The organism is Pseudolactococcus hodotermopsidis (assembly GCF_011170085.1).
GTDB lineage: Bacteria > Bacillota > Bacilli > Lactobacillales > Streptococcaceae > Pseudolactococcus > Pseudolactococcus hodotermopsidis.
In genome coordinates, this window is record NZ_BLLI01000033.1 from 1 (window position 1) to 26,131 (window position 26,131).

The 26,131-nt window shown below is 39.8% G+C and carries 27 protein-coding genes; 6 read left to right on the plus strand and 21 right to left on the minus strand.

The features are described from left to right. Nucleotides 1-360: 360 nt before the first annotated feature. The 15 genes from Hs30E_RS06205 to Hs30E_RS06275 all read right to left on the minus strand — a co-directional run bounded on the left by Hs30E_RS06205 (nt 361) and on the right by Hs30E_RS06275 (nt 16,026). Nucleotides 361-1,035 carry a FadR/GntR family transcriptional regulator gene (locus Hs30E_RS06205; protein WP_172208875.1) on the minus strand — a complete coding sequence of 225 codons (675 nt, stop codon included), beginning with the start codon at nt 1,033-1,035 and terminating at the stop codon, nt 361-363. Continuing rightward, nucleotides 1,032-2,225, minus strand: a complete 1,194-nt coding sequence (locus Hs30E_RS06210) for a mandelate racemase/muconate lactonizing enzyme family protein (RefSeq protein WP_172208877.1) — start codon at nt 2,223-2,225, stop codon at nt 1,032-1,034. The genes Hs30E_RS06205 and Hs30E_RS06210 overlap by 4 nt, the downstream gene beginning before the upstream one ends. A gap of 113 nt (nt 2,226-2,338) precedes the next feature. Next, entirely contained in the window at nt 2,339-2,590 is a 252-nt protein-coding gene (yidD, locus tag Hs30E_RS06215; RefSeq protein ID WP_172208879.1) for a membrane protein insertion efficiency factor YidD, read from the minus strand. After that, nucleotides 2,587-4,329, minus strand: a complete 1,743-nt coding sequence (locus Hs30E_RS06220) for a 1-deoxy-D-xylulose-5-phosphate synthase (protein WP_172208881.1) — start codon at nt 4,327-4,329, stop codon at nt 2,587-2,589. The genes yidD and Hs30E_RS06220 overlap by 4 nt, the downstream gene beginning before the upstream one ends. 106 nt (nt 4,330-4,435) lie before the next feature. Beyond that, nucleotides 4,436-5,800: a sensor histidine kinase gene (locus tag Hs30E_RS06225; RefSeq protein WP_172208883.1), complete on the minus strand. Its 1,365-nt coding sequence runs from the start codon at nt 5,798-5,800 to the stop codon at nt 4,436-4,438. A 68-nt stretch (nt 5,801-5,868) separates the two neighbouring features. Continuing rightward, entirely contained in the window at nt 5,869-6,537 is a 669-nt protein-coding gene (locus tag Hs30E_RS06230) for a response regulator transcription factor (protein ID WP_172208885.1), read from the minus strand. A 121-nt stretch (nt 6,538-6,658) separates the two neighbouring features. Beyond that, nucleotides 6,659-7,627, minus strand: a complete 969-nt coding sequence (locus Hs30E_RS06235) for a Gfo/Idh/MocA family protein (RefSeq protein ID WP_172208887.1) — start codon at nt 7,625-7,627, stop codon at nt 6,659-6,661. Nucleotides 7,628-7,719: 92 nt separating this feature from the next. Beyond that, nucleotides 7,720-9,153, minus strand: coding sequence for a PTS sugar transporter subunit IIC (locus Hs30E_RS06240; RefSeq protein WP_172208922.1), 1,434 nt, complete (start codon nt 9,151-9,153; stop codon nt 7,720-7,722). A gap of 202 nt (nt 9,154-9,355) precedes the next feature. Further along, nucleotides 9,356-10,735, minus strand: a complete 1,380-nt coding sequence (locus Hs30E_RS06245; RefSeq protein WP_172208889.1) for a PTS sugar transporter subunit IIC — start codon at nt 10,733-10,735, stop codon at nt 9,356-9,358. 119 nt (nt 10,736-10,854) lie between these two features. After that, entirely contained in the window at nt 10,855-11,709 is an 855-nt protein-coding gene (locus Hs30E_RS06250) for a DUF7916 family protein (RefSeq protein ID WP_172208891.1), read from the minus strand. 2 nt (nt 11,710-11,711) lie between these two features. After that, a complete protein-coding gene (locus Hs30E_RS06255) occupies nt 11,712-12,761 on the minus strand; it encodes an oxidoreductase (protein ID WP_172208893.1) in 1,050 nt (349 codons plus the stop codon). A 149-nt stretch (nt 12,762-12,910) separates the two neighbouring features. Continuing rightward, nucleotides 12,911-13,234 (minus strand): PTS sugar transporter subunit IIB, encoded by a 324-nt coding sequence (locus tag Hs30E_RS06260; RefSeq protein ID WP_172208895.1) that lies wholly within the window; start codon nt 13,232-13,234, stop codon nt 12,911-12,913. A 41-nt stretch (nt 13,235-13,275) separates the two neighbouring features. Beyond that, nucleotides 13,276-14,667, minus strand: a complete 1,392-nt coding sequence (locus Hs30E_RS06265; protein ID WP_172208897.1) for a PTS sugar transporter subunit IIC — start codon at nt 14,665-14,667, stop codon at nt 13,276-13,278. Nucleotides 14,668-14,677: 10 nt separating this feature from the next. Beyond that, nucleotides 14,678-15,001: a PTS lactose/cellobiose transporter subunit IIA gene (locus tag Hs30E_RS06270; RefSeq protein ID WP_172208899.1), complete on the minus strand. Its 324-nt coding sequence runs from the start codon at nt 14,999-15,001 to the stop codon at nt 14,678-14,680. Between the two features lie 29 nt (nt 15,002-15,030). Further along, nucleotides 15,031-16,026: an aldo/keto reductase gene (locus tag Hs30E_RS06275; RefSeq protein WP_172208901.1), complete on the minus strand. Its 996-nt coding sequence runs from the start codon at nt 16,024-16,026 to the stop codon at nt 15,031-15,033. Nucleotides 16,027-16,318: 292 nt separating this feature from the next. On the opposite strand from Hs30E_RS06275, the gene Hs30E_RS06280 reads away from it, so the two are divergent. Further along, nucleotides 16,319-17,038, plus strand: coding sequence for a GntR family transcriptional regulator (locus tag Hs30E_RS06280; protein WP_172208924.1), 720 nt, complete (start codon nt 16,319-16,321; stop codon nt 17,036-17,038). Between the two features lie 319 nt (nt 17,039-17,357). Here the strand turns inward: Hs30E_RS06280 and Hs30E_RS06285 are convergent, their stop codons facing one another. The 3 genes from Hs30E_RS06285 to Hs30E_RS06295 are packed head-to-tail and all read right to left on the minus strand — an operon-like array spanning nt 17,358 to nt 19,861. Beyond that, nucleotides 17,358-18,650 (minus strand): LCP family protein, encoded by a 1,293-nt coding sequence (locus tag Hs30E_RS06285; protein WP_172208903.1) that lies wholly within the window; start codon nt 18,648-18,650, stop codon nt 17,358-17,360. Between the two features lie 54 nt (nt 18,651-18,704). Continuing rightward, nucleotides 18,705-19,376, minus strand: a complete 672-nt coding sequence (gene cmk, locus Hs30E_RS06290) for a (d)CMP kinase (protein ID WP_172208905.1) — start codon at nt 19,374-19,376, stop codon at nt 18,705-18,707. Beyond that, nucleotides 19,373-19,861: an SAG1386/EF1546 family surface-associated protein gene (locus tag Hs30E_RS06295; RefSeq protein WP_172208907.1), complete on the minus strand. Its 489-nt coding sequence runs from the start codon at nt 19,859-19,861 to the stop codon at nt 19,373-19,375. The genes cmk and Hs30E_RS06295 overlap by 4 nt, the downstream gene beginning before the upstream one ends. 28 nt (nt 19,862-19,889) lie before the next feature. Here Hs30E_RS06295 and Hs30E_RS06300 point away from each other — a divergent pair, with 28 nt between their 5' ends. After that, nucleotides 19,890-20,087: a ferredoxin gene (locus tag Hs30E_RS06300; RefSeq protein ID WP_172208909.1), complete on the plus strand. Its 198-nt coding sequence runs from the start codon at nt 19,890-19,892 to the stop codon at nt 20,085-20,087. Here the strand turns inward: Hs30E_RS06300 and Hs30E_RS06305 are convergent. The 3 genes from Hs30E_RS06305 to Hs30E_RS06315 form a co-directional block, all read right to left on the minus strand. Beyond that, nucleotides 20,074-20,568, minus strand: a complete 495-nt coding sequence (locus Hs30E_RS06305) for an EbsA family protein (protein ID WP_172208911.1) — start codon at nt 20,566-20,568, stop codon at nt 20,074-20,076. The genes Hs30E_RS06300 and Hs30E_RS06305 overlap by 14 nt on opposite strands. 88 nt (nt 20,569-20,656) lie before the next feature. Continuing rightward, a complete protein-coding gene (locus Hs30E_RS06310; protein ID WP_172208913.1) occupies nt 20,657-21,238 on the minus strand; it encodes a TMEM175 family protein in 582 nt (193 codons plus the stop codon). A 22-nt stretch (nt 21,239-21,260) separates the two neighbouring features. Further along, on the minus strand, nt 21,261-22,163 hold the full coding sequence (locus Hs30E_RS06315; RefSeq protein ID WP_172208915.1) for a LysR family transcriptional regulator: 903 nt from the start codon (nt 22,161-22,163) through the stop codon (nt 21,261-21,263). A 494-nt stretch (nt 22,164-22,657) separates the two neighbouring features. Here Hs30E_RS06315 and Hs30E_RS06320 point away from each other — a divergent pair, with 494 nt between their 5' ends. The 4 genes from Hs30E_RS06320 to Hs30E_RS06335 all read left to right on the plus strand — a co-directional run bounded on the left by Hs30E_RS06320 (nt 22,658) and on the right by Hs30E_RS06335 (nt 25,926). Continuing rightward, nucleotides 22,658-23,644, plus strand: coding sequence for a mannose/fructose/sorbose PTS transporter subunit IIA (locus Hs30E_RS06320; protein WP_172208917.1), 987 nt, complete (start codon nt 22,658-22,660; stop codon nt 23,642-23,644). A 76-nt stretch (nt 23,645-23,720) separates the two neighbouring features. Beyond that, nucleotides 23,721-24,530, plus strand: a complete 810-nt coding sequence (locus tag Hs30E_RS06325) for a PTS mannose/fructose/sorbose transporter subunit IIC (protein ID WP_172208919.1) — start codon at nt 23,721-23,723, stop codon at nt 24,528-24,530. Between the two features lie 19 nt (nt 24,531-24,549). Beyond that, nucleotides 24,550-25,461, plus strand: coding sequence for a PTS system mannose/fructose/sorbose family transporter subunit IID (locus Hs30E_RS06330; RefSeq protein ID WP_172208926.1), 912 nt, complete (start codon nt 24,550-24,552; stop codon nt 25,459-25,461). Nucleotides 25,462-25,530: 69 nt separating this feature from the next. Next, nucleotides 25,531-25,926, plus strand: coding sequence for a DUF956 family protein (locus Hs30E_RS06335; protein WP_172208920.1), 396 nt, complete (start codon nt 25,531-25,533; stop codon nt 25,924-25,926). Nucleotides 25,927-26,131 lie beyond the last annotated feature (205 nt).

Genomic DNA, 26,131 nt, shown 5'->3' on the forward strand with positions numbered 1-26,131 from the left:
CATAACGAAAGTTTAACAGATTTTTTATGAAAATTAAAGCGGTTAGGGAAATAATCGTCTGAAATAGCTATTTAACTTGTGAAATTTCGGAATTTGTCGGATAAATTAAATTTATGAAATGACCGTGATCAGTTACTTGCTTTATAGGGGAAAGGAGTTTCCCACACGATTTGACAAAGAGCCTAATTTTAACACAAAGGAGTCATGTACGCTAATACACGACTCTTTTTTGCACCTAACGGCGCGTGTGTGGACAAGCTGTCTAGGTTACTTGTCCTTGTTCATCATCTTGCCAATATTGAGAAGTATTTTGGCAAGAGATAAAATCTGATAAAGTAATACTCAGCAACTCATGGCATTTTAGCACAAACCTAACATTTCCAGATAACATTGATAACAAGTGTCTTTATCCTTAGCTTGCATTGCTTTTAGGATACACCAATGCAAGTCCTCGCCCTCGTGAAGGGTGTACTGTTGAATGTAAATCTCATTCAAATACAAGGTATGCGCCCATATTTTTTGGGCGACAAATTCATAAGTTGAAATCAGAATCTCATTTCTCGTCATCTTGCAAATCGCCAAATGAAACTGATAATCAAGCTCCGAATGTCTTTTCAAGTCATTTTCAGCCATGGCTTGATCCATATTTCGCAGTATCTTTCTTAGTTTTTTATAATCAGCTGCTGTCGCTTTTGTCATTGCCAAATTGACAATCGCTACCTCATTTGTCAGCCGATACTCAGAAATTTCCCTCACATCATTTTCAGATAATCGCGTTTCCAAGCGTACTTGAAACGCTTCCTGCGTTTGCGTGGCACGAACAAAACTCCCTTTCCCTACGCGAATCTCAATCAAGCCAACATTTTCCAACTTTTGCAAGGCTGTGCGAATCGAATATTTGCCAACACCAAGCTGTTCAACCAAACTGCTTTCTGACGGCAATTTATCGCCGACTTTTAGATTGCCAGACACAATTTCAGCTTTTAGCGTCTCGAAAACTTGCGCCGATAAACTCTTTTTCTCAATTTTTTTCATGAAATCGTCTCAATCCTCGCTTTACTCAACGCCTCATCGGAAATTTCTTGCCCAATACCAGGCAAATCTGGCGCTGTGATATAGCCATCAACTGGCTGATAATCATATCGACACTGGGCAATATTGAACGGTGTCGTATTTGTGATATGATGTTCGTGAATCATGAAATTTGGAATCGCAGTCTCCAAATGCAGACTAATCGCCACACTAAGCGGACTCGAACAAACGTGCATTTGTACACTAAGGTCATAAATATGCGCCATATCACAAATTTTCTTAGCCTCAGTAAGTCCGCCACAATTGCCAATATCGGGCTGAATAACGGTCAAACTCTGATTGTCAATAAAGGGCTGAAAGCCCCAACGCGTATAAGAACGCTCACCAGTTGCGAGTGGCACAGAGGTCTGGTGCTGAATTTTCTCAAAAACTTTTGGATTGAGCGGCATCGTCGGTTCTTCGAGAAACATAACATCATACTTTTCACATAATTTTGCAATCTGTAAGCCCGTTGCCGCGTCCGTCATGGCGTGATTTTCAACAATAAGATCGATGTCATAGCCGACTTCATCACGGACAGCTTTCATTCTTTCTTCGACCAATGTCATCATTTTTTTAGACAAGTAACCTGTCGCAGCCTCGTGAGACAACATATCGCCATTTTCATCAAAGCGCATGAAATTTGCTTTGACAGCAGTATAGCCTTGGTCAACCGCCTTGCGTGCCGCCTGTGCATAAAACTCGGGCGCACCACTTGGCGCTTTCAGCGGATTAAAAGTCTCTGTCGCCCAACCAAATTGAATCTGACTGGCATAGCAACGTAGAGACTCTCGCTGTTTCCCGCCCAAAAGTTTGTAAAGTGGCAGATTCAAGGCCTTACCTTTGATGTCCCAAAGGGCAATATCAATGGCAGAAATCGCCGATAGCTCAATCGCACCATTTCCTTGCGCCCAAAATGACGACTTGAACAATTTCTCCCAGATAACCTCATTGTCAAAAGGATCCCTACCAATAATCATCGGTGCCAAATCTTTTATCAGCTCATATGCCGCATTGGCACCTGTTCCAATGGCAATCGCCGCCTCGCCATAACCGTAAATTCCCTCGTCTGTGTTGACCCGACAAATAATCGGGCGATTTTTTGAATCTGGATCTTGTTCCAATGCCATGACATCTACGCTTGTAATTTTCATCTTGATATTCTCCCTATTCTCAAGCCATCTGTTATCAGCTATCTGATAGGTTAATTATATCTAATTCATTAGCTAAAGTCAATGAAAAAATAAGTTCTCTCGAACTTACCTTTTCATTTGTAGGGACTAACAGGATTTCTCTTTAATGAAAAATGGTCAGGTACGTAGTCCACACCGCCTTTGACAAAAGGATTACAACGTAAAATGCGAGCCATTCCCATAATAAGACCCAAGAAACCATGTTTTTGAATGGCAACAATCATATAGTTGGAACAAGTCGGATGATAACGACAAGCACCTGGTAACAAGGGAGAAATGGCGATTTGATAAAATCTGACTGGCGCAATTAACAAATTTTTAATCATAAACTCGCCAAAATATCAGCAACAAGCAACTCAATTGTCAGATGATACCGCTCGTAAAGTGTATCAAGCGGAACCGAATCGTTAAATTCTTTATCAGCGCCGAAATTCAAGACTTTAACATCTGATTTACCAAGAAAGGCACTGACTTTTTCGCCAAATCCACCCGCAAGAACACCATCTTCAATTGTCACAATGAGGTCATGAGTACTTGCAAGTTCTGTCAAAGTTACCTTGTCAAGGTCTCCTGCGAATAATGGATTGACAAGGGTTGCTGAAATGCCTGATTTTTCAAGTTCCAAAACAGCTTTTTCTGCATGACTAAACAAGCCGCCAAGTCCTAGAATTGCGACTTTTTCGCCAGTTTTAACGACATCATACACTGGCTTTTCAAATGTTTTTAGTTTACTTAAACGGTGTACTACACCATGTTCTGGCATAAAAATGATAACTGGCTGATCAGTTTGTGATATTCCCCATGCTAACATCGCAAGCAGCTCCTCTGACGAGGTTGGCGCAAGTGTCACGAGATTAGGGATATTGGTTATCATACCAAGACCGAAATCTCCTTGATGTGTCACATCACTGCCGTCAATTTTATTGCCCTTGACAATCACAATAGCTGGTTCATTATTAATCGCCAAATCATGCCAAAGTTGGTCATAAGCACGTTGCAAAAAAGTTGAGTTATGGAAAATAATCGGGCGTGCACCACCAGCAGCAAGCGCTCCGCCGTAAGTAATTGAGTACTGCTCAGCAATCCCAACATCCACATAATTATGTGGATGACGACTTTCAAAGTCTTTAAGATTGAAAATGCCTGGAATCGCAGCATTTATCGCAACTAATGGCACACCATCAGCCAATTTTTCATCCATAAAATCATTGACAATCTTGACAAAGTTTTCGCCATCATTAGTGTTAGTTGGGCTAAGACCTGTTGCCTTGTCAAATGGAGAATGCCAATGCCAAGCGATTTTATTGTCAAGTGATGGGGTATAACCGTGACCTTTTTCCGTGTGAATATGGAGAACGATTGGATGGTCAATATCTTTGACCTCTTCAAATAATGCAACGAGTGCCGCCATATCATGACCATTTTCCAGATAGCGATAATCAAGATTGAAGGCTTTGAAAATATTGTTGGTGCTTGTCCCATTTGAATTGCGCAAATCAGCTAGACTTTTGTAGAGACCACCGTGATTCTCAGCAATTGACATCTCATTATCATTAGCGATAATAATCAGATTTTTGGTGTAATCTCCTGCATTATTGAGTGCTTCAAGCGCTAGACCGCCACTGAGCGAGCCGTCACCGATGATAGCGATGACGTTTCCTTTTGTACCTGTTAAATCGCGCGCGTGCGCTAGCCCAACAGCATTAGCAACTGAGGTTGAGGTATGACCAATCGTGAAGAAATCATGCGCACTTTCAGCTTGGCTCGTAAAGCCCGTCACATCATGAAAATGACCGTCAGTAAAGCCACTTTTACGACCTGTCAAAACCTTGTGTGGGTAACTTTGATGGCTAACATCCCAGATAAATTTGTCAACTGGTGAGTTAAAAACTTTGTGTAAGGCAACGATCATCTCAACAACCGCCATGTTAGGACCAAAATGTCCACCAACTTTTGAAACTTTGTCAATAATTAACGCCCGTACATCATCTGCAAGTTCTGTCAGTTGTGAAATTGTAAAATTCTTGAAATCTTTTGGTTCGTTTACCTTTTCTAAAATAGACATTGTATCCTCCGAAAATAATATAGTTTTTATTCCTAAACCTATTTTAACCTATTTTCTGAATTTTGTCTGTTTTTAAAGATGAAAAAACTCCCTGTCAAATAGGGAGTCAAACTTTCAATTTCACAATAAACTTCGTACCTTTTGGTTGATTATCTTGGACATCAATCTTGCCACCACATGCTGTAACAATTTGCTTGGCAAGTGAGAGACCGAGACCAAAACCGCCTTTTTGACGTGTTCGCGCCTTGTCAACGCGATAAAACCGATCAAAAATTTTCTTCTTATCAGCATCAGAAATACCAAAACCATTGTCAGTAGTCGTAATCGTTAGACTTTGACTTGACTTTTCAACTTTGATGTTGATTTGGCTATCGGTATCTGAATATTTGACCGCATTGTCAAATAAAATCGTCAGTAATTGTTTAATCAAAGCTTGATCAAGCTTGACTTTCCCAAAAAATTGGACTGAGCTTGTGAATTGTCGATTTGAATTTTCTGCTAAAAGTGCATAATTGTCAAAAATCGTCTCAAAATATTTTTTATCAACTTCGCTTAGCTCAACTTTTAAACCGTCATCACGTTTGGCGAGATTGAGTAAATTACTGGTCAAAAGCCGCATATTGCGGACTTCTGCTAGACTTTGAGAGATATTTTCACTTTGGTCAATAATTGTGGCATTAGGCTTCTGAAACAGGAGTTCTAGTCGATTTTGTAAAATCGCAAGCGGCGTTCGCAGTTCATGACTAGCATTTTCAACAAAATTTTTCTGCTTTTCATAAGCCGAAATAACAGGTTTCATTGACCATTTTGAAAGATAAATGCTGGCACCTAAAGAAATAAACCAAAAAGCAATCATTGTCGTCAAAATGATGATTTTGCTACGCGCAAGACTGTCTGCAAGCTGATCAACATTGACCAAGATTTGGATATAGGCGATATTGGTCTGTAAACCTGTCAAATCAGCTTTCAACAAAATCGTTCGATAAAGTAAATCAGCACCATTATAAGGATTTTTTACGATAATATTTCTGAGTTTATTAATCGTTGCTGGGCGAAACTTGATACTATCAGCAATCGTTACTCTTTCGTTATCGGATTTGAGGATATGACCGTTTTTATCGTAGAAAAGTGTCGTCTGATTGGGTGAAAAATTTGACACTTCTTGAATATGTGTAATCGCATTCTCACCATTTTCTGAATTTTCTGGCAAAACTTCATGTACAAAAAAAGTTGCAATATCATAGTCATGCCTTGCATTCATCACTAATTGCTCATGATTTTCAGACAAATTTTTGATTGATTCGTCCGTTGACTTATAGATACCAGTCGTCAAGGTTTGTAAGATAATAACCGAAAGCGCCACAAAAATCGCCGTGAAAACGACAAAAAATTGCAAAAAATTCTTGCCGTCAGACTTTAAAAAACTTTTAATATTATTTTTCTTCTGCCATTTCTTGATGATTTTTTTCATAATCCCCTTAATCTAATGTTATAATTAGGCGCAATTATAGAAACTTCAATCTAACAACTGAATTGACATTATCTCAAAATATAGCCGACATTACGCAAAGTAGCAAGATTTTCAGCAAATTCTGTATTTTTAAGTTTCTTGCGCAATTTTGACATATAAACTTCGACCACAGTCACCGTTGTATCTGAATCAAACCCCCAAATTCGATCAAAAATTTGTTCTTTAGGTAAAATAACATTGCGATTTTGTAGAAAATAAACAAGCAAATCAAATTCTTTCCCCAAAATCTCAACTGGCTGACCGTCGACCGTCACATGATTGTTGGAAGTGTTAGCAACCAGTTCGCCATATTTGAGCAACGCCGTATCTTCAAGTTTACCTGAACGCTTGAGTAGTGCTTGAATCCGCGCCTTTAGCTCATCCAGATAAAAAGGTTTGGTCAGATAATCATCAGCACCAACATCAAAACCGTGCATTTTATCATCAAGACTTTCCTTAGCTGTCATGATAAGAACAGGTGTTTTGATACCTTTTCCACGTAATTCAGTAAGAACCTCGAAACCATTTTTTTCAGGTAGCATTAAATCAAGTAAAATGATGTCGTAAATATTCATCTCGGCTTCATACAAGCCTTCAGCGCCATCGAAAACCTGCACAACATCAGCAAAATTTTCCAAAAAATCATAAACCGAATTTGACAAAGACAGGTCATCTTCTACTAATAAAATTTTAATCATTTAAATTCCTCACTTTTTATGAATTTCTTGACTTCCTTCATTTTACTCTATTTTACCTGATTTTTCTTAAATTAACCTGAAGAAAACAGTTTATTTCTAGCTTAACGTTTTCAAAATAGAGTTAGCACAAATAATCTTGCCCAAAACTTTCTTGATATAGCGTTTCAACAACTTTTCCAGTCGCAATCGTTAGTTCTGGTGTCATGATCGGACTTGTCAAATTACCATTTTTTAGACAGGCGGCAACATGCGCAATTTCAAAGACAAACTCGCTGTCATGTGGCAAATCAATTTTTTGCGTTTGCCACTCAGTTTCGATAATCGCGCGATCCGTTTTCCAATAATCTGGAATCGTGATTTTCCCTTTAGTACCATAGATAACCATCCGACTTTCCAACTGAAAACTCGTTGTAATCAGTGAACTCATCATTAGATTGCCTTTGGTCACAATCACTTGCCCTTTTGTATCAGATTTCCCTTTCAAATGTGTCAGATAACCATTAACAGAATCAAAACCAGTGCCAAACAAGTACTGCAAAACGCTCAAAGGATAGGAGGCACTGCCAATGTATGCGCCACCGCCAGCTGTCGCTTCCTCAAACCATGGGATTTCTTCAACACCAGGATGTGACTGTTGCGCATCAACCCACTCAATTTTACCGATTTTACCCGAGTCAATTGCTGCCTTAACTTTTTGAATGACGGGCAAAAAAACAGCTTTTTGTGCTTCCATTAGAAAAACATTATGCTTGTGAGCTAAAGCAAATAGCGCCTTGGCCTCACTCGTTTTCAGGGTAAAAGGCTTTTCTAATAAAACATTTTTCCCCGCTTCAATCGCCAATTTAGCACCTTCAAAATGCCCCTTATTCCATAAAGGAATATAGATAACATCAAGTTCTGGATCTGCTACTAAATCTTCATAGGTCGCGTGAACAACAGGAATATCAAGCTCCTCTGCCAATTTTTGCGTTTTCATTATATCTCTTGTTGCAAGCGCTTGCGCTAAACTTTCATCGCTTTGCTTTAAAGCTGTCACAAATCTTGGCACAATGCTTGCACCGCCCATAATACCATATTTTAATTTCGTCATTTCCATACCTCTATTTAAGTGATATTCATATTATATCATAAAATATAAAAATCGTGCAGAACGCGTTAATCTGCACAATTTTCTAGCTAAATTTATTCTTCAATTTTATTAGCCGCTGCAACAAATGGCATCCAGATAACAAATGAGGCTGCCATTGCAATCAAGGTTACGATAATGGCGCGCCAGTCGAAACCTGTTGCCATGAAAGCATTAAGAATCGGCGGTGTAACCCATGGGACACTGAGTGTTACTGGTGCAACTAGACCCCATGCTGTTGCATAATAAGCAATAAGAACTGAGACAACTGGTCCTAAAAGTAATGGAATGAAAAGAATTGAGTTCAAAACGATTGGCAAACCAAACATGACTGGTTCCATAATATTAAATAAGCCTGGTGCAATACCGAGTTTGGCAACTGTTCGATAATCAGGTCGTTTACTGAGCCACAAAATGGCAATCAAGAGCGTAATTGTACCGCCTGAACCGCCAAACCATGCGAAAGCATCCCATGAACCGCGTGTCCAAAGCGTGACATATTCACCATTTATAGCATGTTGCTTGTCAATCGCCCCCTTGGCAACCAACTCTTTAATGCCGTCAAGATGAATACGATGGTAAAGCTCCATATTATCATACTGAAGCGGCAACCAAATACCATCGAGAGCAGCAGCCAGAACATTTGGCCCATGAATACCAAAGAACCAAAAAAGTGAGACAAAAAAAGTGACGAGCAAAATTGAAACAATACTTTGAGATAAAGCTTGGAAAGGTTCAGCGATATATTTGGCAATGAGATAAATCAGTTCATGACCAGTCAAACGTTCCAAAACATAGTAAATAATAGCAACAAGATACACAGCAACAATTGTTGGAATAATTGCCAAAAAGGCTTTTGATACTGCTGGTGGTACTTGGTCAGGCATCTTGATTGTGATGTCAGCCAACATGAGTTTAGCGTAAATAATGACAGCAAGTGCGCCCATGATGATAACGGTAAAGTAAGCACCCGCGTCAAGTTGCGCCGCCGCAAACATTGGTTTCCAGTTATTCAACCCCTCAGCGGCGATATTTTTATTAATCGTTGCAAGCGCTTTGTCAGAAAGCCCAACTGTAACTTTGCCAAGGATATTTGGTAGACCTGCAAAAAGAGCTGCAACACCAACAATTCCGCCTGCAAGTTCATTGACTTTATAGGCTTTCGCTAAATTATAGCCCCATGAAAAGGCAAAAATAAGACCGATAATGGTTAAAGTACCTTGCGAAACAAGCGATGAAACAGCATTGATTTCGTTGAGAATAGGGACTTTTGACACATCCCAAGATGTGTCTTTAGCGTGAACTAATTGTAGAATAGATGACGGAAATGTTCCGACGATTGCGGAAATCATGGTTGCAATAGCACCCGCCATTGTTGCTGGTAACATACCAACAAATGAATCACGAAGCGCAATCAAATGTTTTTGACCACCAATTTTGACAGCAATTGGTACGATATGTTTTTCCATCCAAGCTGTTAGGGCATTCATCATTGAATTTTTCTCCTTTATTTTAAAAACGCGTTTTCTTATGTTTAAAATTATATAGTTTTAATGAATTTTTGTCAACCTATTTTTTATAAATTAGTAAATTTTTGTTTATTTATATACATTTAACGATGTTTTAAAATATATAGTTTAAAAAGCCATATCACAAATAAATGTCATAAGGCTTTTTCGTATATCAACTTAATCAAGTAAAATCAGCAAAATCACTAAAGTCATCGTCTGCTACTTCAACTTCTCCATTTTCATCTTCAACAGGCATTGTATTTTCATACAAACTGAGAAAAGGAATGTAGATAAAAACTGAAATGACAAGGACGACAAGTTGCAAGATGACATTGCGGAAATCGCCACCTGAGGCAAAGAAAGCGTTTAAAAAGGGTGGTGTTGACCAGTGGACGTAGACAACAATTCGGCTGACCAAGTCAAGTGATGTCGCAATATAGGCGATAATCAGTGATACCATTGGCGCTAAAACAAATGGAATCATCATGAACGGGTTAAAAACGATTGGAAAGCCGAAAATAATGGGTTCATTGATATTAAAAATTGACGTTGGCAGGGTCATTTTGCCAAATGTTCGATTTGATTTCCGTCTGGATAGGAAGAAAATAACGATAACTAGCGCTAAAGTTTGACCTGTACCACCGATATGACCGTACAAATCACGAAATGGCGTTGTAATAATATGCGGAATCGCTTGATGTGCTGCAAATGCTTCAGCATTTTCATTTGTCGCAAGCGTTAATATCGGGTCAACAAATGGTGTCACACCTGTTGGATGAATGCCGACAGAAAATAATAGAATACCGATACATTCCAAAACAAGGAAACCAACTGGATGTGTCGTTAAACCAAGTAAAGGTTTTTGAATCGTGTTATTGATTAACTCTTGTAATTCTTGTCCAGAAATTTGATGAACAAAGAAGGTAAACGCCGCAAAGATGATTAAGGTAAAGGCGATTGGAAAGAGGGAATTAAAGGATTCAGTAACTGCTTCTGGCACATTTGACCCCATATTGATTTTAAATTTGGCACTTTGCAAAAATTTCGCATATAATTCTGTTGCAAGCATGGCGCAAAGAATGGCAATCAGCATTGTCTGCGTGCCAAAAGCTGATGAGGCGATAGCGCCTGGCACCTCTACTAAATTGTCAAGTTCAGTAATTGAGAATTTAGTCGCCATTGGTAGCGTGATAAAAAAGGCACCCAAAGCCACTGAAATGGCTAATCCAGCATTTGGCAACTTACGAGATTTAGCGATAGAGTTTGAAATCAAGACGATAACGATAACCGAGAAAATGTTCATGCTACCATTAATAAGACGAGCACCAAAACCTTGAATCGTTGTCAAAAGCGCTGCATCAACGACTTTACCAAGTAAAAAACCATCTGGTGCTAAGATAACATAATTGATGAGAATCATAATTCCAGCGATAAATAGGAATGGTAATGAGGTCACAAAGCCGTCACGCAAGGCGCGCATGTGCATTTCTGAGGCAACTGTTTGCGCATAGTCATTGACTTTGGAAATAAAACTTTTTTTCTCTTTTGTTTGTGTAGACATAGTTTTCCTCCTTAATTTGAACTTCAAGCTAACTTTCTACGAAAGTTTGCGCCTAGGGCGCATCGCTTTTTAGTATCATGTTTTTAATTTTAGATGTCTTGATGTTTGGAGCTAACAACTTAACGATTAGCAGATCGCGCCATACGAACAAATGTGTGACGTTGACCACGAATAGCAATTGAAGCATTATAAATCGTTGTTGGAACAGGCATACCTGCAACACCTGCATCCCCAAGCTCGAAAACATCAGCGCCTGCACGTTTTGCAGCAAGTGCGATAGCTTGAATTGTTTCCTTGTCAGTCCCTTCTTGTGATGTGCCGACAGTTGTTGACACCAAAGCACCGGCCGCACGAAGCGCCAAGATAAGCTCAGCCAACTTGTCCTCAGTGACACCTGCAACAGCACCAGGTGCTGGTAAGGTCAGCATATCAACACCTGCATTAACATAGGCAAGCAAGTTCTCAAGTTTCAAATCAGCGCCGTGGCTGACGACTGGGTTGAGCATGAGAAAACCGTCGTAGCTTGCGCGCGTGAGTTTAATGTCAGAAATAATCCGTTCGGGTGTTGCTTCAGGTTTCACGTAAGCTGTCAATGATAGGAAATCAGCCCCCTTATTCAAGACTTCGGCAAGTGATTCAACTGTCAAACGTTTGAAATCTGAGCCACCGTCAGCAATTTCCAAATTGACACCGATACCTGTACCAGTTAATTTTCGGACTTCTGACAAATGTTTAATAGTGCCTAAACCAGCTATTTTCAATGTTTGAACATCAATTCCTTTGAGTAACAAAAGGTCCGCACCAAATGCTGCAGCCATTTCGCCATTGGTTACTTCAGGATATAAAGGCGCATTCTCTGCTGCCAAATTGACTAAAATAACACGACCTTCAGAAGATTTAATCGCCTCTTTGATTGCCAAAGGTGTTGTTGCTTTGCCGAAATCTGATGCTGTACAAGCTAAAATTCGATTCATAATTAGAGTTCCTCCACTTTATAAACACTTGGACTTGGCGCATTGAAGCCCGCCTCCAAAATTTGAATATTCGTTAGCGCTTCTTCGTCAGAAACAAGTTTTTCAGCACCATTTTTGATTGTTTCATAAACTGAGTCATAGTAACGTCCATAATCGCCAAGCGGTGTTTTAATTTGCTTTTCAATCCAATCACCATTTGAATTGCGATATTTGGCAATGCCGTAATACATGACAGAATCTTCACCGAAACCAGCAGCATCAGGCATCACACCAGCTTTGAGATCATTTTCTTGCTGATCTTCGCCATATTTGATAAATGAACCATTACTACCATGCACGATAAAACGCGGATAGTCACTCGCTACAACGTGGTTCGTCTTGACTTTAACCTTGAGCGTATTGCCATAATGCAAATCAACGTCGAAATAATTGTCAACAGCACCTGCAACCTCATTGTTGCGAATATCGTAAGCAACGGTATCTGGGCGACCAAAAAGTGCAATCATGCGATCCATGGTATGAATGCCAAGACCATAGAACGAGCCATTTTCCTTGACACCAGATTCAGTAAAACTATTTGGGCGGTAGTAGTCAATATGCGTTTCGACTTCATTAATGTTGCCAAGGAAACCTTGTGCAATGACTTGTTTAACTGCCAAATAATCTCCGTCAAAACGACGATTTTGATAAGGCATGACAAGCACGCCTTTTTCACGACCAAGTGCAAATAATTCCTTGGCATGTGCCACCGTATCACAGAAAGGTTTTTCAACAATAACCGATTTTCCTGCTAAAATCGCTTGTTTGGCAAGCTCATAATGCGTGTGAGCTGGTGTACAAATCGTAACGAGTTCAATTTCATCATCAAAAAGCAAGTCGTTAATGTCCGTTGTAAAGTTCACGCCTTTTTCGCGATAAGGGATCGCCAATTCTTCATTGATTTTCAAATCAAAAATCGTTTTAACCTTGATGTTTTCACGTAAATTGACGTAAGGCAAATGGTAACGATTGGCACTTTTGCCAAAACCGATAAATCCTGAAACTAATGTCATTTGATATTTCCTCTTTCTTCTTTGCATGAAATGATTTTCATGATAATTTCAATGCTATTTTCATATGCCATTAATATAAAATCAAACAGAAAAAGTATTGAAAATCTGCTTGATTAAATAAGCTTGGTGTTATATTTGAACAGTATAAATTATTGTTGTGCGCGACGTTCACGAACAAGATTGAGTGCTTGTTTCAAAACAGCAGGCGCATTGACACGACCAAAATCTTCAGCGCTGATTGCTTTAACTGGTACTTTTTCGCCAATGCGTTCTGTGATTTTGTCCTCTAGGAACGCCAATTGTGGCCCTAACAAAACAACATCGGCGTTATCAGATTCGGTGTCAACACGCGGTTCAGCGACTGCCCAAATTTTGACGTCTAATTTATTGTTTTCAGCAACAGTAATCATTTTGTTGACCAAAAAGCTCGTTGACATGCCTTCGTTACAGCATAGTAGAATGTTTGTTGTCATTATAAAATCTCCTTTATTTTAAGCGCTTAGCGCAAATTTAATTACTGAAAGTCAGCAAAATCTGAAAAATCATCATCTGCTAGTTCTGTTCCATTGACATCAGCAGTTTCAGTTGCTGTGTCCATGCTGAGTTCATAGGCTTTAAGAAATGGCATGTAGATGACCACCATTAAAGCAATCAGCACTAACTGCAAAATCACATTTCTAAAGTCTCCGCCTGAGGCAACAAAACCGTTAATAAGTGGTGGCATTGACCATGGCACATAAACCGCAATACGACTTACCAAGTCCGCCGCTGTCGCAAAGTAGGCAATGACGAAGCAGATAAGTGGGCCAAAAATGAACGGAATCATAATCAATGGATTGAAAACGACTGGAAAACCGTAAATAATCGGCTCGTTGATATTGAAAATACTGAGCGGACCAGACATTTTAGCAAAATCACGATTAAACTGCTTTCTTGACACGATAAAAATCGCAATGACAAGTGCAATCGTCGAGCCAGTCCCACCGATATGCCCATACAAATCGCGAAACGGCAAAACAATGATATGCGGAATATCTAAATGATTTTTGAAAGCATCCGAATTTTCAGCCATTGCAGTCAATAATGGTGGCTCAAGAATTGGATTAACAATACCTGACGGATGAATGCCAAGTGCAAACAAAAGATTGGTAAAAAAACACAAGATAATGAACCCAGGCAAACTCGTTGTCAAGCCAACCATTGGCGCTTGAATAACTTTGTTAATCAAAGCATGGACTTCCAAATTCGTCAACTGATGAATACCAAATGAGACAAAACCAGCAACAACCAAAGTAATGATAATCGCTGTCAAAGCATTGAATGATTGAGCAACTGCCGGTGGCACGCTACCTGTCAATTTAATTTTCAATTTTTCATTTTTACCTAGCCAAACGAACAATTCAGTTGACAACATTGAGGCAAAAATTGCTACGAAAATACCTGATGTACCAAGGAGTGAAAAAGGTAAAACACCACCAACTTCGACCGCTTTTTCAGCACCATTTGGCACAACTTCATTGACTAAAGGCATGAGTGTAAAAATCACGCCAACAGCAACAGCTGAACAAAAAATCGGGTTCTCTGCTTTTCGGCTAGAGCCTAGCGAATAAGCAATCATGATAGCAATCAATAATGAATAGCAGTTTAACGAACCGTTAATAATTTTATTTCCTAATTCTTGCCAAGTGCTAAGCGTGTCGTGATTGACAAAACCAGCAATCCACCCACCGTCTGGGGAAATGATAACATTGTTGACCAAAATCAACAAACCCGCTAAAACGAGAAAAGGAACTGATGAGACAAAACCGTCACGCATTGCTCGAAAATACCGTTGTGAAGCTGCAGCTTGCGCAAAATCACTCAATTTTTTCAAGAATGGATTGGTTTGTTTGACTTCTGTTACCATAACTCCTCCTTTATTTCGCCGTCAATTCATACATTTTTTCATACATATCAATCATCTGCTCCGCCATGTCTTTCATCAAACCTGTTGTCATCAGCTGATCCTCAGCGTGCATGAACAAAATACCAAAATCAACTTTTTCACCACTTGCCTCTTTTTGAATCAAGCCAAAGTGTTCATTATGAGCAACTGCCAATTTTGTTCCTGCCTCTTTAAGCAACTCTTTTGCTGCTGCGATTTCATTGTCGCGACCTTTTGCAATCGCTTGCATGATAAAACTTTTTGATTCGCCGATTGCGGCAATCATTTGAAACGCAATAAGTTCCATTTCTTCCATGACTATTTTCTCCTTGTTATTTAAGATAACTACTTCTTTTCATTTTCTTTTAAAATTTTGTCAATCGCTTGCAATTCTTCAGTTGTAAAGCTGATATTATCAAGCGCACGAACATTTTCTTGCAACTGACTAACACGACTTGCACCAACAAGAACACTTGTAACAGCAGCATCGCGAAGTTGCCAAGCAATCGCAAGCTCCGCCATCGTTTGATGACGCAGTTCAGCAATTTTTTGTAGCGCACGAACAGTCGCCAAATTCTTCTCAAATGTCGCCTCATCCGTCAAAGCACCTTTGCGTGACACACGAGAATCTTTCGGAATGCCATTTAGATACCGCCCAGTCAGCTGCCCTTGCGCCAAGGGACTAAAGGAAATATTACCAATCCCCTCGTCAGCCGTTGCCGCCTTCAACGTCGACTCAAACTCGCGTTCCAGCATGTTATACTTCATCTGATTGATGATAAAAGGTGTTTTTAGCGCCTTGAAAATGGTGCTGATGTTTCTTGCCTCGTCGGCAGAATAGTTTGAAATACCGATATACATTGCCTTGCCACTACGAACGAGTGAGTCAAGTGCAACTGCTGTTTCTTCAAGTGGCGTTTCAGGATCATAACGATGATGATAAAAAATATCAACATAATCCAAACCGAGCCTTTTGAGACTGGCATCACAACTTGATACCAAATACTTGCGCGACCCACCGTCCCCATAAGGACCGTCCCACATGCCATAACCCGCTTTTGTCGAAACAATTAGCTCATCACGATAACCTTGCAATTCTTCCTTGAAAATCAGACCAAAATTCCGTTCAGCTGAACCACCACCATAGTTATTGGCAATATCAAAATGCGTAATGCCGAGATCAAATGCCGTCAAAATCAAGTCTTTTTGCGTTGCTAAAGGCACATCATCGCCAAAATTGCGCCAAAGTCCTAAAGAAACAGCAGGCAATTTCAGCCCACTTTTTCCAACAGAACGATAAATCATGTTATCATAGCGACTTTTGTTTGCTTGATAAGTCATATCTGTCTAACTCCTTGTTGAGATATTGAGTCAACTGATTGTCATCAATCAGCTAAAACTCACTGTTAATAAGAAAGCGCTTCCTATATTTAAAAGTATACAGTTTTGTTTTTGTTTTGTCAACATTTTTTTAAAATTATTTTTAAAATCGTTGTTTAATAAGTATTTTTCGTTTATTTTATCTATATAGTTTATATATTCACAAACAAATAAACTTTTTAAACTATATAGATATTTTTTAGGAAAATAATGGTATAATGGTAATAGCTAAGATTAGAAGTAAGGAGCCATGATGAGAACAAATACCAAATACATTGACATTTACACCCAAATTAAATACGACATTGAATCAGGAAAATATCCAATCAATGAAAAATTGCCACAAGGTCGGATTCTTGCTGAACAGTTTAATGTTAGTGAGCTAACAATTACCAAAGCCATTAATCTACTGGTTCAAGAAGGTTATATCGTTCGCCGTCGGGGTTCAGGAACATTTGTCAAAGATTTCAGCAACTCATCAATTACCAAATTCACACCACTTTCTGGAACTGCTGCCCTCCATGACGGCGATTTGACCTCAACAATCATCGGGTTTTCTGCCGAAGTTCCCACAGCATTTATCGCTGAAAAATTGGGAATTGACGCTGAAACACTGGTTTATAAAATCATCCGTCTGCGAACAATCAAAAACATTCCCTCTATTATCGAATACACTTGGATGCCGCTTGAGGTCATTCCAAACCTAACAACAAAAGAACTTCAAAACTCTATTTATAAATATATCCATGACGAGCTGAAACTAACAATAAAAAGCGCGCATGTCAAAATTTCTGGCGTTCGCCCAACGGCGCTTGAAAAAGCCTATCTGAAAATTACTGACAATGATTTTCTTCTTCAGCAAGAGCAAATCGCCTTTCTCAGCGACGGTCGAATCTTTGAGTTTTCAATTGCCAAACATATTCCAAGCGAATTCAATTTTGAAACTGTTTTAATTGCCAATGAGCATGGTTAAGACTTACAAAAACACGACTTTCAATATTGAAAATCGTGTTTTATTTAAATCTCATCCAAATTTCTTAATTCATCAAACTTGACAAACCAAATACTGTTGCGAAAATCAAGCCCCTAATCACTGTGCTGCCACAGTATTGCGAACAAGTATCAAAAATAATTTTCAGCAAAAAGATTTGCTTTTGTTCATTTTTAGATAAAATTTTTTCATGCACCGAGTAACCGCAGGGGCACATCTTTTTATTGTCTGCGATTTTATGAGCTGACAAAAATGAGCGAATCTGAGTTTTTAGAGATGCCCAACTTAGTTTCCGACAATACTACCCGAGCAAATCTTGCAACTTAGCCTCATATTTGTCAAAATCAATAAACAGACCTAGTCCGCCATACTGATCATAAGTCTCAAGCCAATCGTTATTTTCAGGCACAGTATAAGTCTCAAGCCCTTTAGTCGCATCAATCAACACCCCTGGCGCATGCGTCAACATAAACAAATCGCTAACATTGGTCGAAGTCACACCCTTTATCGTCCCCAATGCCGAACTACCTGTGAACAAGGTCAATGGATTTTTCGCACCCGACATAATCGCTGACATAACTTGTTGTTGACGTTTTGTCCGCCCAAAATCGCCCTCATCATCCTTACGAAAACGCGCATAATTCAGCAAAGTACGCCCATCCATACGCTGTTTACCAACTTTAATCGTCTGAATGGGATCTTGTTTCTCAGGTGTCCAATTCAGGTCATCGGGTACATCAACTGAGCCGACTGCTTGCCCCTCAATTGTCGCAAATTGTGCATCTATCTTGACACCCAATGGGTACAGCGAATCAATTACCGTTGCAAAACTATTGAAATTAACTAAAGCATAATATTGAATATCAATATTGAAATTTTCCTTGAGCACCTCACGCATGTAATCTGCGCCCTTATTGCCCTCCTGCTCACCGATATTATAAGCAACATTAATCTTTGTATCCGCACCATATTGACTCACACCAGGCTGATAAACTAGCGTATCACGCATAAAACTAACAAGTTTAATTTTATTATCTTTGCTGTTAATCTGCATGACCATGATTGAGTCACTGCGCGCATCGCCAGAGGTCTGAAAATCACGCTGATCAGTACCGAGAATGAGAATATTTGTCGCCCCAGATGGTGCTTTAATTCCCGCAAATTGCTCCGTTTTTAGTCCCTTAGGCGCATTCGCCTTACCACGAAAATAGCCAAAAACAAAGCAGCCGACCATGACAAGTAAAACAAGACCAAGCAATTGTAAAATTCTTTTGCCAAAGCCAACTTTTTTGCGCGTTTTTTTAGGCTTAGGAGATTTAGGTTTGACAGGTTTTCTAAAATTGGCAGAATTATTACGTTGCATTCTCGTATTAGCTGGCGGCGCTTGATTAGTTATCGGTTGCTCAATTTTCTGATAATTTCCGTCATCTTCTTGATAATACTGCGCTTCTGTATAAGTATTCTGATAGCTATTTTGGTTTTCTACCCGCAATTTTTGCCCCGTCAGCCGTTCATATTCAGCCAACTCCGCCTCATTAAGATATTTCATATTAGCGCGTAAATAGTCTATTCTTAGCTTTATTTTTTCATTCATTCCTACATTTTAACAAATTCTTTGTAAAAAGTAAAAAGAACTTTGAAAACCTGTTCAAAGTTCTTTGGCATAAGTTTCAATTCTTTCGACAACTTCAGCAATACCAATGCCTGTTGTATCAAGTAAAATGGCATCTGCCGCTTGTTTGAGTGGACTGATTTTCCGTGTCGAATCTTTGCGATCTCGCTCAGTTATCTCAAACTGCAAAGTTGTAAGTTCCGTTTCAATTCCTTTTTGCAAATTCTCCTTGAATCGACGTTCTGCACGTTCTTCAACAGATGCCACAAGAAAAATCTTCAACTCCGCATCGGGCAAAACAACCGTGCCAATATCGCGCCCATCCATGACAATACCACCATGACTTGCAATGACGCGCTGAACATCAACCAAGTACTCACGAATTTCAGGAATTGCCGCCATCCCAGAGACAGCATTGGTCACATCAGGCTGACGAATAGCCTCTGTCACGTCAACCTCACCAACATAAACAAGCTGACCATCAGATGATGCGCCAAATGAAATCGGATTTTCCTTTAAAATGTTAATCGTTTGCGCAAAATCAGCCTCGTCTAAACCATTGCTCAGCGCCACATAAGTTGCCGCACGATACATAGCACCTGTGTCCAAATAAATAATCTCGAAGTCCTTGGCAATAATCTTTGCAACCGTTGATTTACCGCTAGAAGCTGGACCGTCAATCGCAATACGAATGTTTTTTAAGTTCATTTTAGTTTAATCTCCTGTCCTGGATTGGCATACCAAGTCTCAACAGTCATGCCATTTATCTTGGCAATTTTTTCAAGCGGCACGCCTGTTCGTTGTGAAATCGTATACAAGCCCTCGCCATCCTCAACTATCGTCGTTGCAGGAACAGTCGGGTCATCTGCTTCTTCTGATTTCTCCGACTTTTCGACCGAACTTTTAACTGAGGATGTCTCCGACTTCTCCTCACTAGACCTTGATTCCTCAGCGCTAGTTGACTTACTCGTATAAAAACTCGTTGAAATCTTCGTATTATCCACAAAACGATTATTCCAAACAATAACGACGACAATGCCACCGATAATCATGAACATGAGGACAACTAGGAAAGTCAAAAAATTCGTTGATGCTTGCGACTTTTTCACTGCACGTTTTGGCTGTCCGTCCTCACGCGACTCTTGCATCGCATGGTAAATTTCATTATTCCATGGTTCGTTATTCTTCGCCATGATGTCCTTTCTTTGATATAATAGTCATATGAATCTAAAAATTTTTCCTGAAAACTGCATTGCCTGCGGACTTTGCCACACCTACAACACAATTTTTGACTACGATGATAACGGTCTAGTGCGTCTTGTCAATGAGGCGCATGACCTCACTCTCCCACACGACCCGAGCATTATCTCAGCAGCTAAAAACTGTCCAACTCAAGCAATCTTAGTTAAATCTGACTAAGTTTGCTTTTTTTGTCTTCCGCATAAAGCTCAAAATAATGATCGATGTGACCAATTAATTCTAATTCACCTTGAAAATATGAATTGATAATCAGCGCATCCACAAAATATTTTTTAGGCCATTGTCGCATATAATAAATCTTCCCCTTTGGAAAACGTTCACTATAAATCACAATCGCATGTTTACTCACTTGAATTTTAAAAATACCAGAAATTACCATTTTTCCCGCATACAATGGGACTAAACCTGGGGAAAGCAACAAATCTTCATTATCTGAAATAATGAAGTAACGTTGCAGCCCCACCCAAACAAGTATAATAAAAGCAATAAATAAGAGAAAAGAAGTCTTCGAGATTGTCATTCTTTCATACAATAAAGCTAAACTAATGAAAATCGGCGAAATCGCCAAGCACCAATAAATGATTGAAATTGACAACTCAGGTTGCCAATGATAACGCAACCTACCAAAAATTTTAATCAAGACACTGACACCCTCTCTTTTAAGATACTACTTTAATTTTATCATATTTTCTAAAATAAATCATGAAAAAAGATCAGACTGATTTCACTTACTTTGATTGTCGCTTAATTTTCTCTATTCGCTTGTCAGGGACGACCCAAAGTAAGAAAGACATCACATTGACAACCAAGCCACCGATTGGCAAAACGATTGCGATAATTAGGGCTAAAACGTTTAGACCTAAAGTTTGATAAGATTTTTTATAATCGCCTAAAATGGTCGCAACATGCGGATTGTGCGAATTTGCCTTGACCAAATTTTTGATGAGCAACACCCAAACAACATTAACCACTAAAAATAAAGTGGCGTACAATAGCTCAGGATCACGTGCCCAAATATGGTCGCCTAACCAGTTGGTCGTAAAGGGGACGAGCGTTAGCAGAAAGATAAACACGTTGTTGAGCCAAAGCGTTTTACCATTGACCAAATCAATCAACTGAAAAATATGATGATGATTACTCCAATAAATAATGAGAAAAACGAAACTGACCACATAAGCCAAAAAAACATCTTTAAGCGCCAGTAAATCAGCAAACTGTTCACCATGAATTGACGGAAATTCCAACACCAAAATCGTCATCACAATCGCAATAATTGCATCTGTGAAAGCTTCTGTTCTATTTTTATTCATCTGTCTCTCCTCAATACGATACTCAAATCTTCGCCTTATCTTCAAGTTCTTTCAAAAAACGTTCTCCGAGCTCCGAGAGCAAGCCTTTTTTATGGCGAATGTAGCCAATCTCAATCGTTTCATCTACATGTAGCGGCACACTGATAATATCATCCCCATTTAAATCGCTATTTAAAATACCAGTAGAAATCGTATAGCCATCCAGTCCAATCAAAAGATTAAACAAGGTAGCACGGTCAGACACAACAATCGACTTGTCATGGCGCGCAGTGGAGAGAATCTCTTCTGAAAAATAAAAAGAATTACGCTCGCCCTGCTCATAACTCAAATAGGGAAAAGCCACCATGTCATCTAAACTGACTGATTCATAAGCTGCAAGGGGATGATGTTTGGAGATAAAAACGTGTGGCGAGGTCGTAAACAAAGAGGTAAAAGCGATATTGTTGTCAGCAAAAAGTTTGGTCAAAACATCACGATTGAAATCATTGAGATACAACACACCAATTTCCGAGCGAAAATCACGCACATCATCAATCACTTCATGTGTCCGCGTTTCCCGAAGAATCAGCTCATAATTACGCATATCATTTTCCCGCAAAATGCTTGCAAAACTCTCGACAACAAAAGCATAATGTTGCGCTGAAACGGCGAATAATTCCTTTTTATCACGTTTATATTTATAGCGTTCTTCCAAAAGTTCAGTCTGCTCAACAATTTGCCGTGCATATGCCAAAAATTCCGCACCATCAGAAGTCAAGGTAATACCACGCGTTGAACGCGTAAAAATCTTAATGCCCATTTCTTCTTCCAATTCACGAACAGCATTAGACAAAGACGGCTGCGTGACAAATAAATGCTTAGAAGCCTCATTCATCGAACCCGTTTCGACGATTTTGATGATGTATTTTAATTGTTGTATTCTCATGGCTACTCCTTTAGCGATTGAAGAACGAAGGGATGAAGAGCTTAGGGAAGTAGCTAGGCACAACGTGGCTTAGTGGTTTTACCGCTTAGCCGTTGGGTTGGCTACTCCTTTAGCGATTGAAGAACGAAGTGATGAAGAGCTTAACGCCTACCTCAGCTACCAGACATCACCCTTTTCAATAAACTCAGAAATTCGTTATAGTTATATTTTATAACAAATTTTCAAATATGCCTAGGAAAAAGTTTTTTATCTTTCAGAGCAGCCTATTTAACAATTTTATGGCATTGTCAATTCATAAGCAAACTTGTACATACAACTAACGACACACATCTTGTTTATTAGCGACTTGTTTTTTCAAAAAATTTAATCATCATGAAAAAAGCTATTTTTTTCCAAGTTAGCGCCTTAGTTATGGCTTGACAAATTTCAAGAAAAGGGGGCATAATAGAGTGTAATCATTATTTATTACAAAAAATTTTAAGGAGGAACTTAATTTGAGTATCGGAATCGTAATTGCGAGCCACGGCGAATTTGCCGACGGTATCAAGCAGTCAGGGTCAATGATTTTCGGCGAGCAAGAAAAAGTCCAAGCTGTGACTTTTATGCCGTCTGAGGGTCCTAACGACTTGCGCGCAAAGTTAGATGCGGCAATCGCCACATTCGACACCGATGATGAGATTTTAATTCTTGCTGATTTGTGGAGCGGCTCGCCGTTTAACCAAGCAAGTGCTATTTTGGCTGAAAACCATGATCGCAAAATCGCCATCATTACTGGACTCAATCTCCCTATGCTAATTCAAGCATACACGGAGCGCATGATGGATGCAACGGCTGGCTTAGAAAAAGTCGTCGCAAACATCCTCAAAGAGGCAAAAGAGGGCATTCGTATCTTGCCAGAAGAGTTGCAACCCACTGACGTTGCCGCAGCACCTACCGAGGTCGCTCATGCTGCTGCCATTCCCGAGGGAACTGTCCTTGGTGACGGTCACATCAAGATCAATCTCGTCCGCATCGACACACGCCTACTGCATGGTCAAGTTGCAACTGCTTGGACACCTGACTCCAAGGCTGACCGTATCATCGTTGTTTCTGATGCTGTTGCCAAGGACGATTTGCGCAAGCAACTCATCGGTCAAGCCGCACCAAATGGCGTTAAGGCAAATGTTATCCCCATTCAAAAAATGATTGACGTCGCTAAAGACCCACGTTTTGGCGACACGCACGCTTTTCTCCTGTTTGAAAATCCGCAAGATGTTCTCGCAGCAGTCGAAGGTGGTGTCCCAATCAAAACAATCAACGTCGGCTCAATGGCGCATTCAACAGGTAAAACAATGGTCAATAAAGTATTGTCAATGGACAAAAAAGACGTTGAAACCTTTGAAAAATTGCGAGACCTCGGTGTCACATTTGACGTTCGCAAAGTGCCAAATGATTCAAAAGCTGATTTATTCGATTTGATTAAAAAAGCTGACGTGAAGTAAAAAGTACTTTAATGAGCGTTTCAGCGTTGTGCGCTACTCATTAAAAACTGACTTACAACTTTAGAAAGGAAGAACTATGTCTATTATCTCAATTATTTTAGTTCTCATCATCGCTTTCATGGCTGGCCTTGAAGGTATCTTAGATGAGTTCCAATTCCACCAACCTATTATTTCTTGTACATTGATTGGCCTTGTAACAGGTCATTTGGAAGCTGGTATTATCCTTGGTGGGACAATTCAAATGATGGCGCTCGGTTGGGCAAATATCGGTGCTGCTGTTGCGCCCGATGCTGCGCTTGCCGGTGTCGCTGCTGCCATTATCATGGTGCAATCTGGTAACTTTGGTACAAAAGGTATCACGGTTGCTTTCTCAACTGCCATCCCACTTTCTGTTGCAGGACTTTTCCTGACAATGTTAGTTCGGACAATCTCGGTCGGCTTGGTTCATGGCGCAGATGCCGAAGCGAAAAAAGGAAACTTTGCTGGTCTTGAGCGCTATCACTTTGTTGCTCTACTCCTACAAGGGATTCGTATCGTGATTCCTGCATTAGCCTTGATTTTAGTGCCAACTGAAAGTGTGCAAAAAGCACTTGAGGCAATGCCTGCTTGGTTGACTGATGGTATGGCAATAGGCGGTGGCATGGTTGTTGCCGTTGGTTATGCGCTCGTTATCAACATGATGGCTTCACGCGAAGTTTGGCCTTTCTTTGCCATTGGTTTTGCGCTCGCTGCTGTCAGCGACCTCAGCTTGATTGCCCTTGGTACGATTGGTCTTGCGCTTGCTTTCATCTATCTCAATTTATCTAAAATGGGTGGCAATGGTAACAGTTCATCTGGTAATTCTGGCAGTTCTGATCCTATTGGCGACATTTTAAATGACTATTAGAAAGGCTGACAAGACTATTATGAGTGAAAAAATTAAACTTTCAAAAAATGACCGTTTGGCAGTTGCTTGGCGTTCAACTTTCCTCCAAGGTTCATGGAATTATGAACGGATGCAAAACTTGGGTTGGGCTTTCTCGTTAATTCCTGCTATCAAAAAACTTTATACCAAACCTGAGGATCGTGCAGCTGCATTGACGCGTCATATGGAATTTTTCAACACCCATCCTTATGTCGCAAGTCCAATTATCGGTGTGACCCTTGCGCTCGAAGAGGAGCGTGCCAATGGTGCGCCAATTGACGACGTGGCAATTCAAGGTGTCAAAATCGGTATGATGGGACCTCTGGCTGGTATCGGTGACCCTGTTTTCTGGTTTACTGTTCGCCCAATTTTAGGGGCAATTGGTGCCTCACTTGCTTTAAGTGGTAATATCTTTGGACCTATTCTCTTCTTTATCCTTTGGAATGCGATTCGTTGGGCATTTATCTGGTATACCCAAGAATTTGGCTACAAGGCTGGTTCTTCTATCACATCTGATTTGTCTGGCGGTCTTTTGCAAGAAATTACCAAAGGGGCATCAATTTTGGGGATGTTTATCCTTGCCGTATTGGTTGAGCGTTGGGTGTCTATCAAATTTACACTTGAAGTTTCTCGCGTTAAATTATCCGAAGGTGCCTACATTGACTGGAATAAACTGGCAAGTGGGCCAAAAGGGATTCAAGAAGCCTTTAAACTAGTCGACGAAGGTCTCTCTCAGACACCCGAAAAAGTGACTTCTCTACAAGAAAACTTAGACGGTTTGATTCCAGGACTTGCTGGTTTACTCTTGACTTTTCTGTGCATGTGGTTACTCAAGAAGAAAGTCTCTCCAATTGCAATCATCATCGGCTTATTTGTCTTTGGTGTTGTGATGCACGTTTTGAACGTGATGTAAAACTTGCTAGTCGAGAAAGCTTGTCAGTTGTGACAGGCTTTTTCCATGAAAAATTGGTATAATCTAACTATGGTACAATCATTAAATACGAAAACAGCGCCACCAATTGCTGGGATTGCTTATGTTGGCATTGGTGGCAATTACGGGAAATTTCTCATTGGCGATAAGGCTTTCGAGTTTTTTAACGATGCCAATGTTGCTGACTTTATTCAAATTCCTTGGGAAACAATTGCACGAGTTGAGGGAATTGTCGCCAAGCAAAATAAAATTGGTCGACAATTTGTTATTGTACTCAATAACAAGGGGAAACGTAAAAATCATTTGCGTTTTTCATCAAAAGAATCGGGTAAAATTCTCAAACTCATTCGTGAACAGATTGGCAATGATAAAGTTGTCAAAGCCCCAACATTAATCGGGACAATCAAGAAAAAATTTAGCAAGAGAAAAAGTGTCAAGCGAAATTGAAAATGTCCCAAAAAAAGTCTAAACATGAGTTACATTTTGCTAAAGCAAAATTTGCTTTTAGATTCCATTTTTGATATCATTGAGTTATGATTTAGGCTGAATTTTCAGCTTGATATTCCAGAAGCGTCTTACCGATTCTTCTGAGATACTTTTCGAAAGATGCAAGTTTCCACGGGTGTGACTGTTGGGGAATATACTTGCGTTT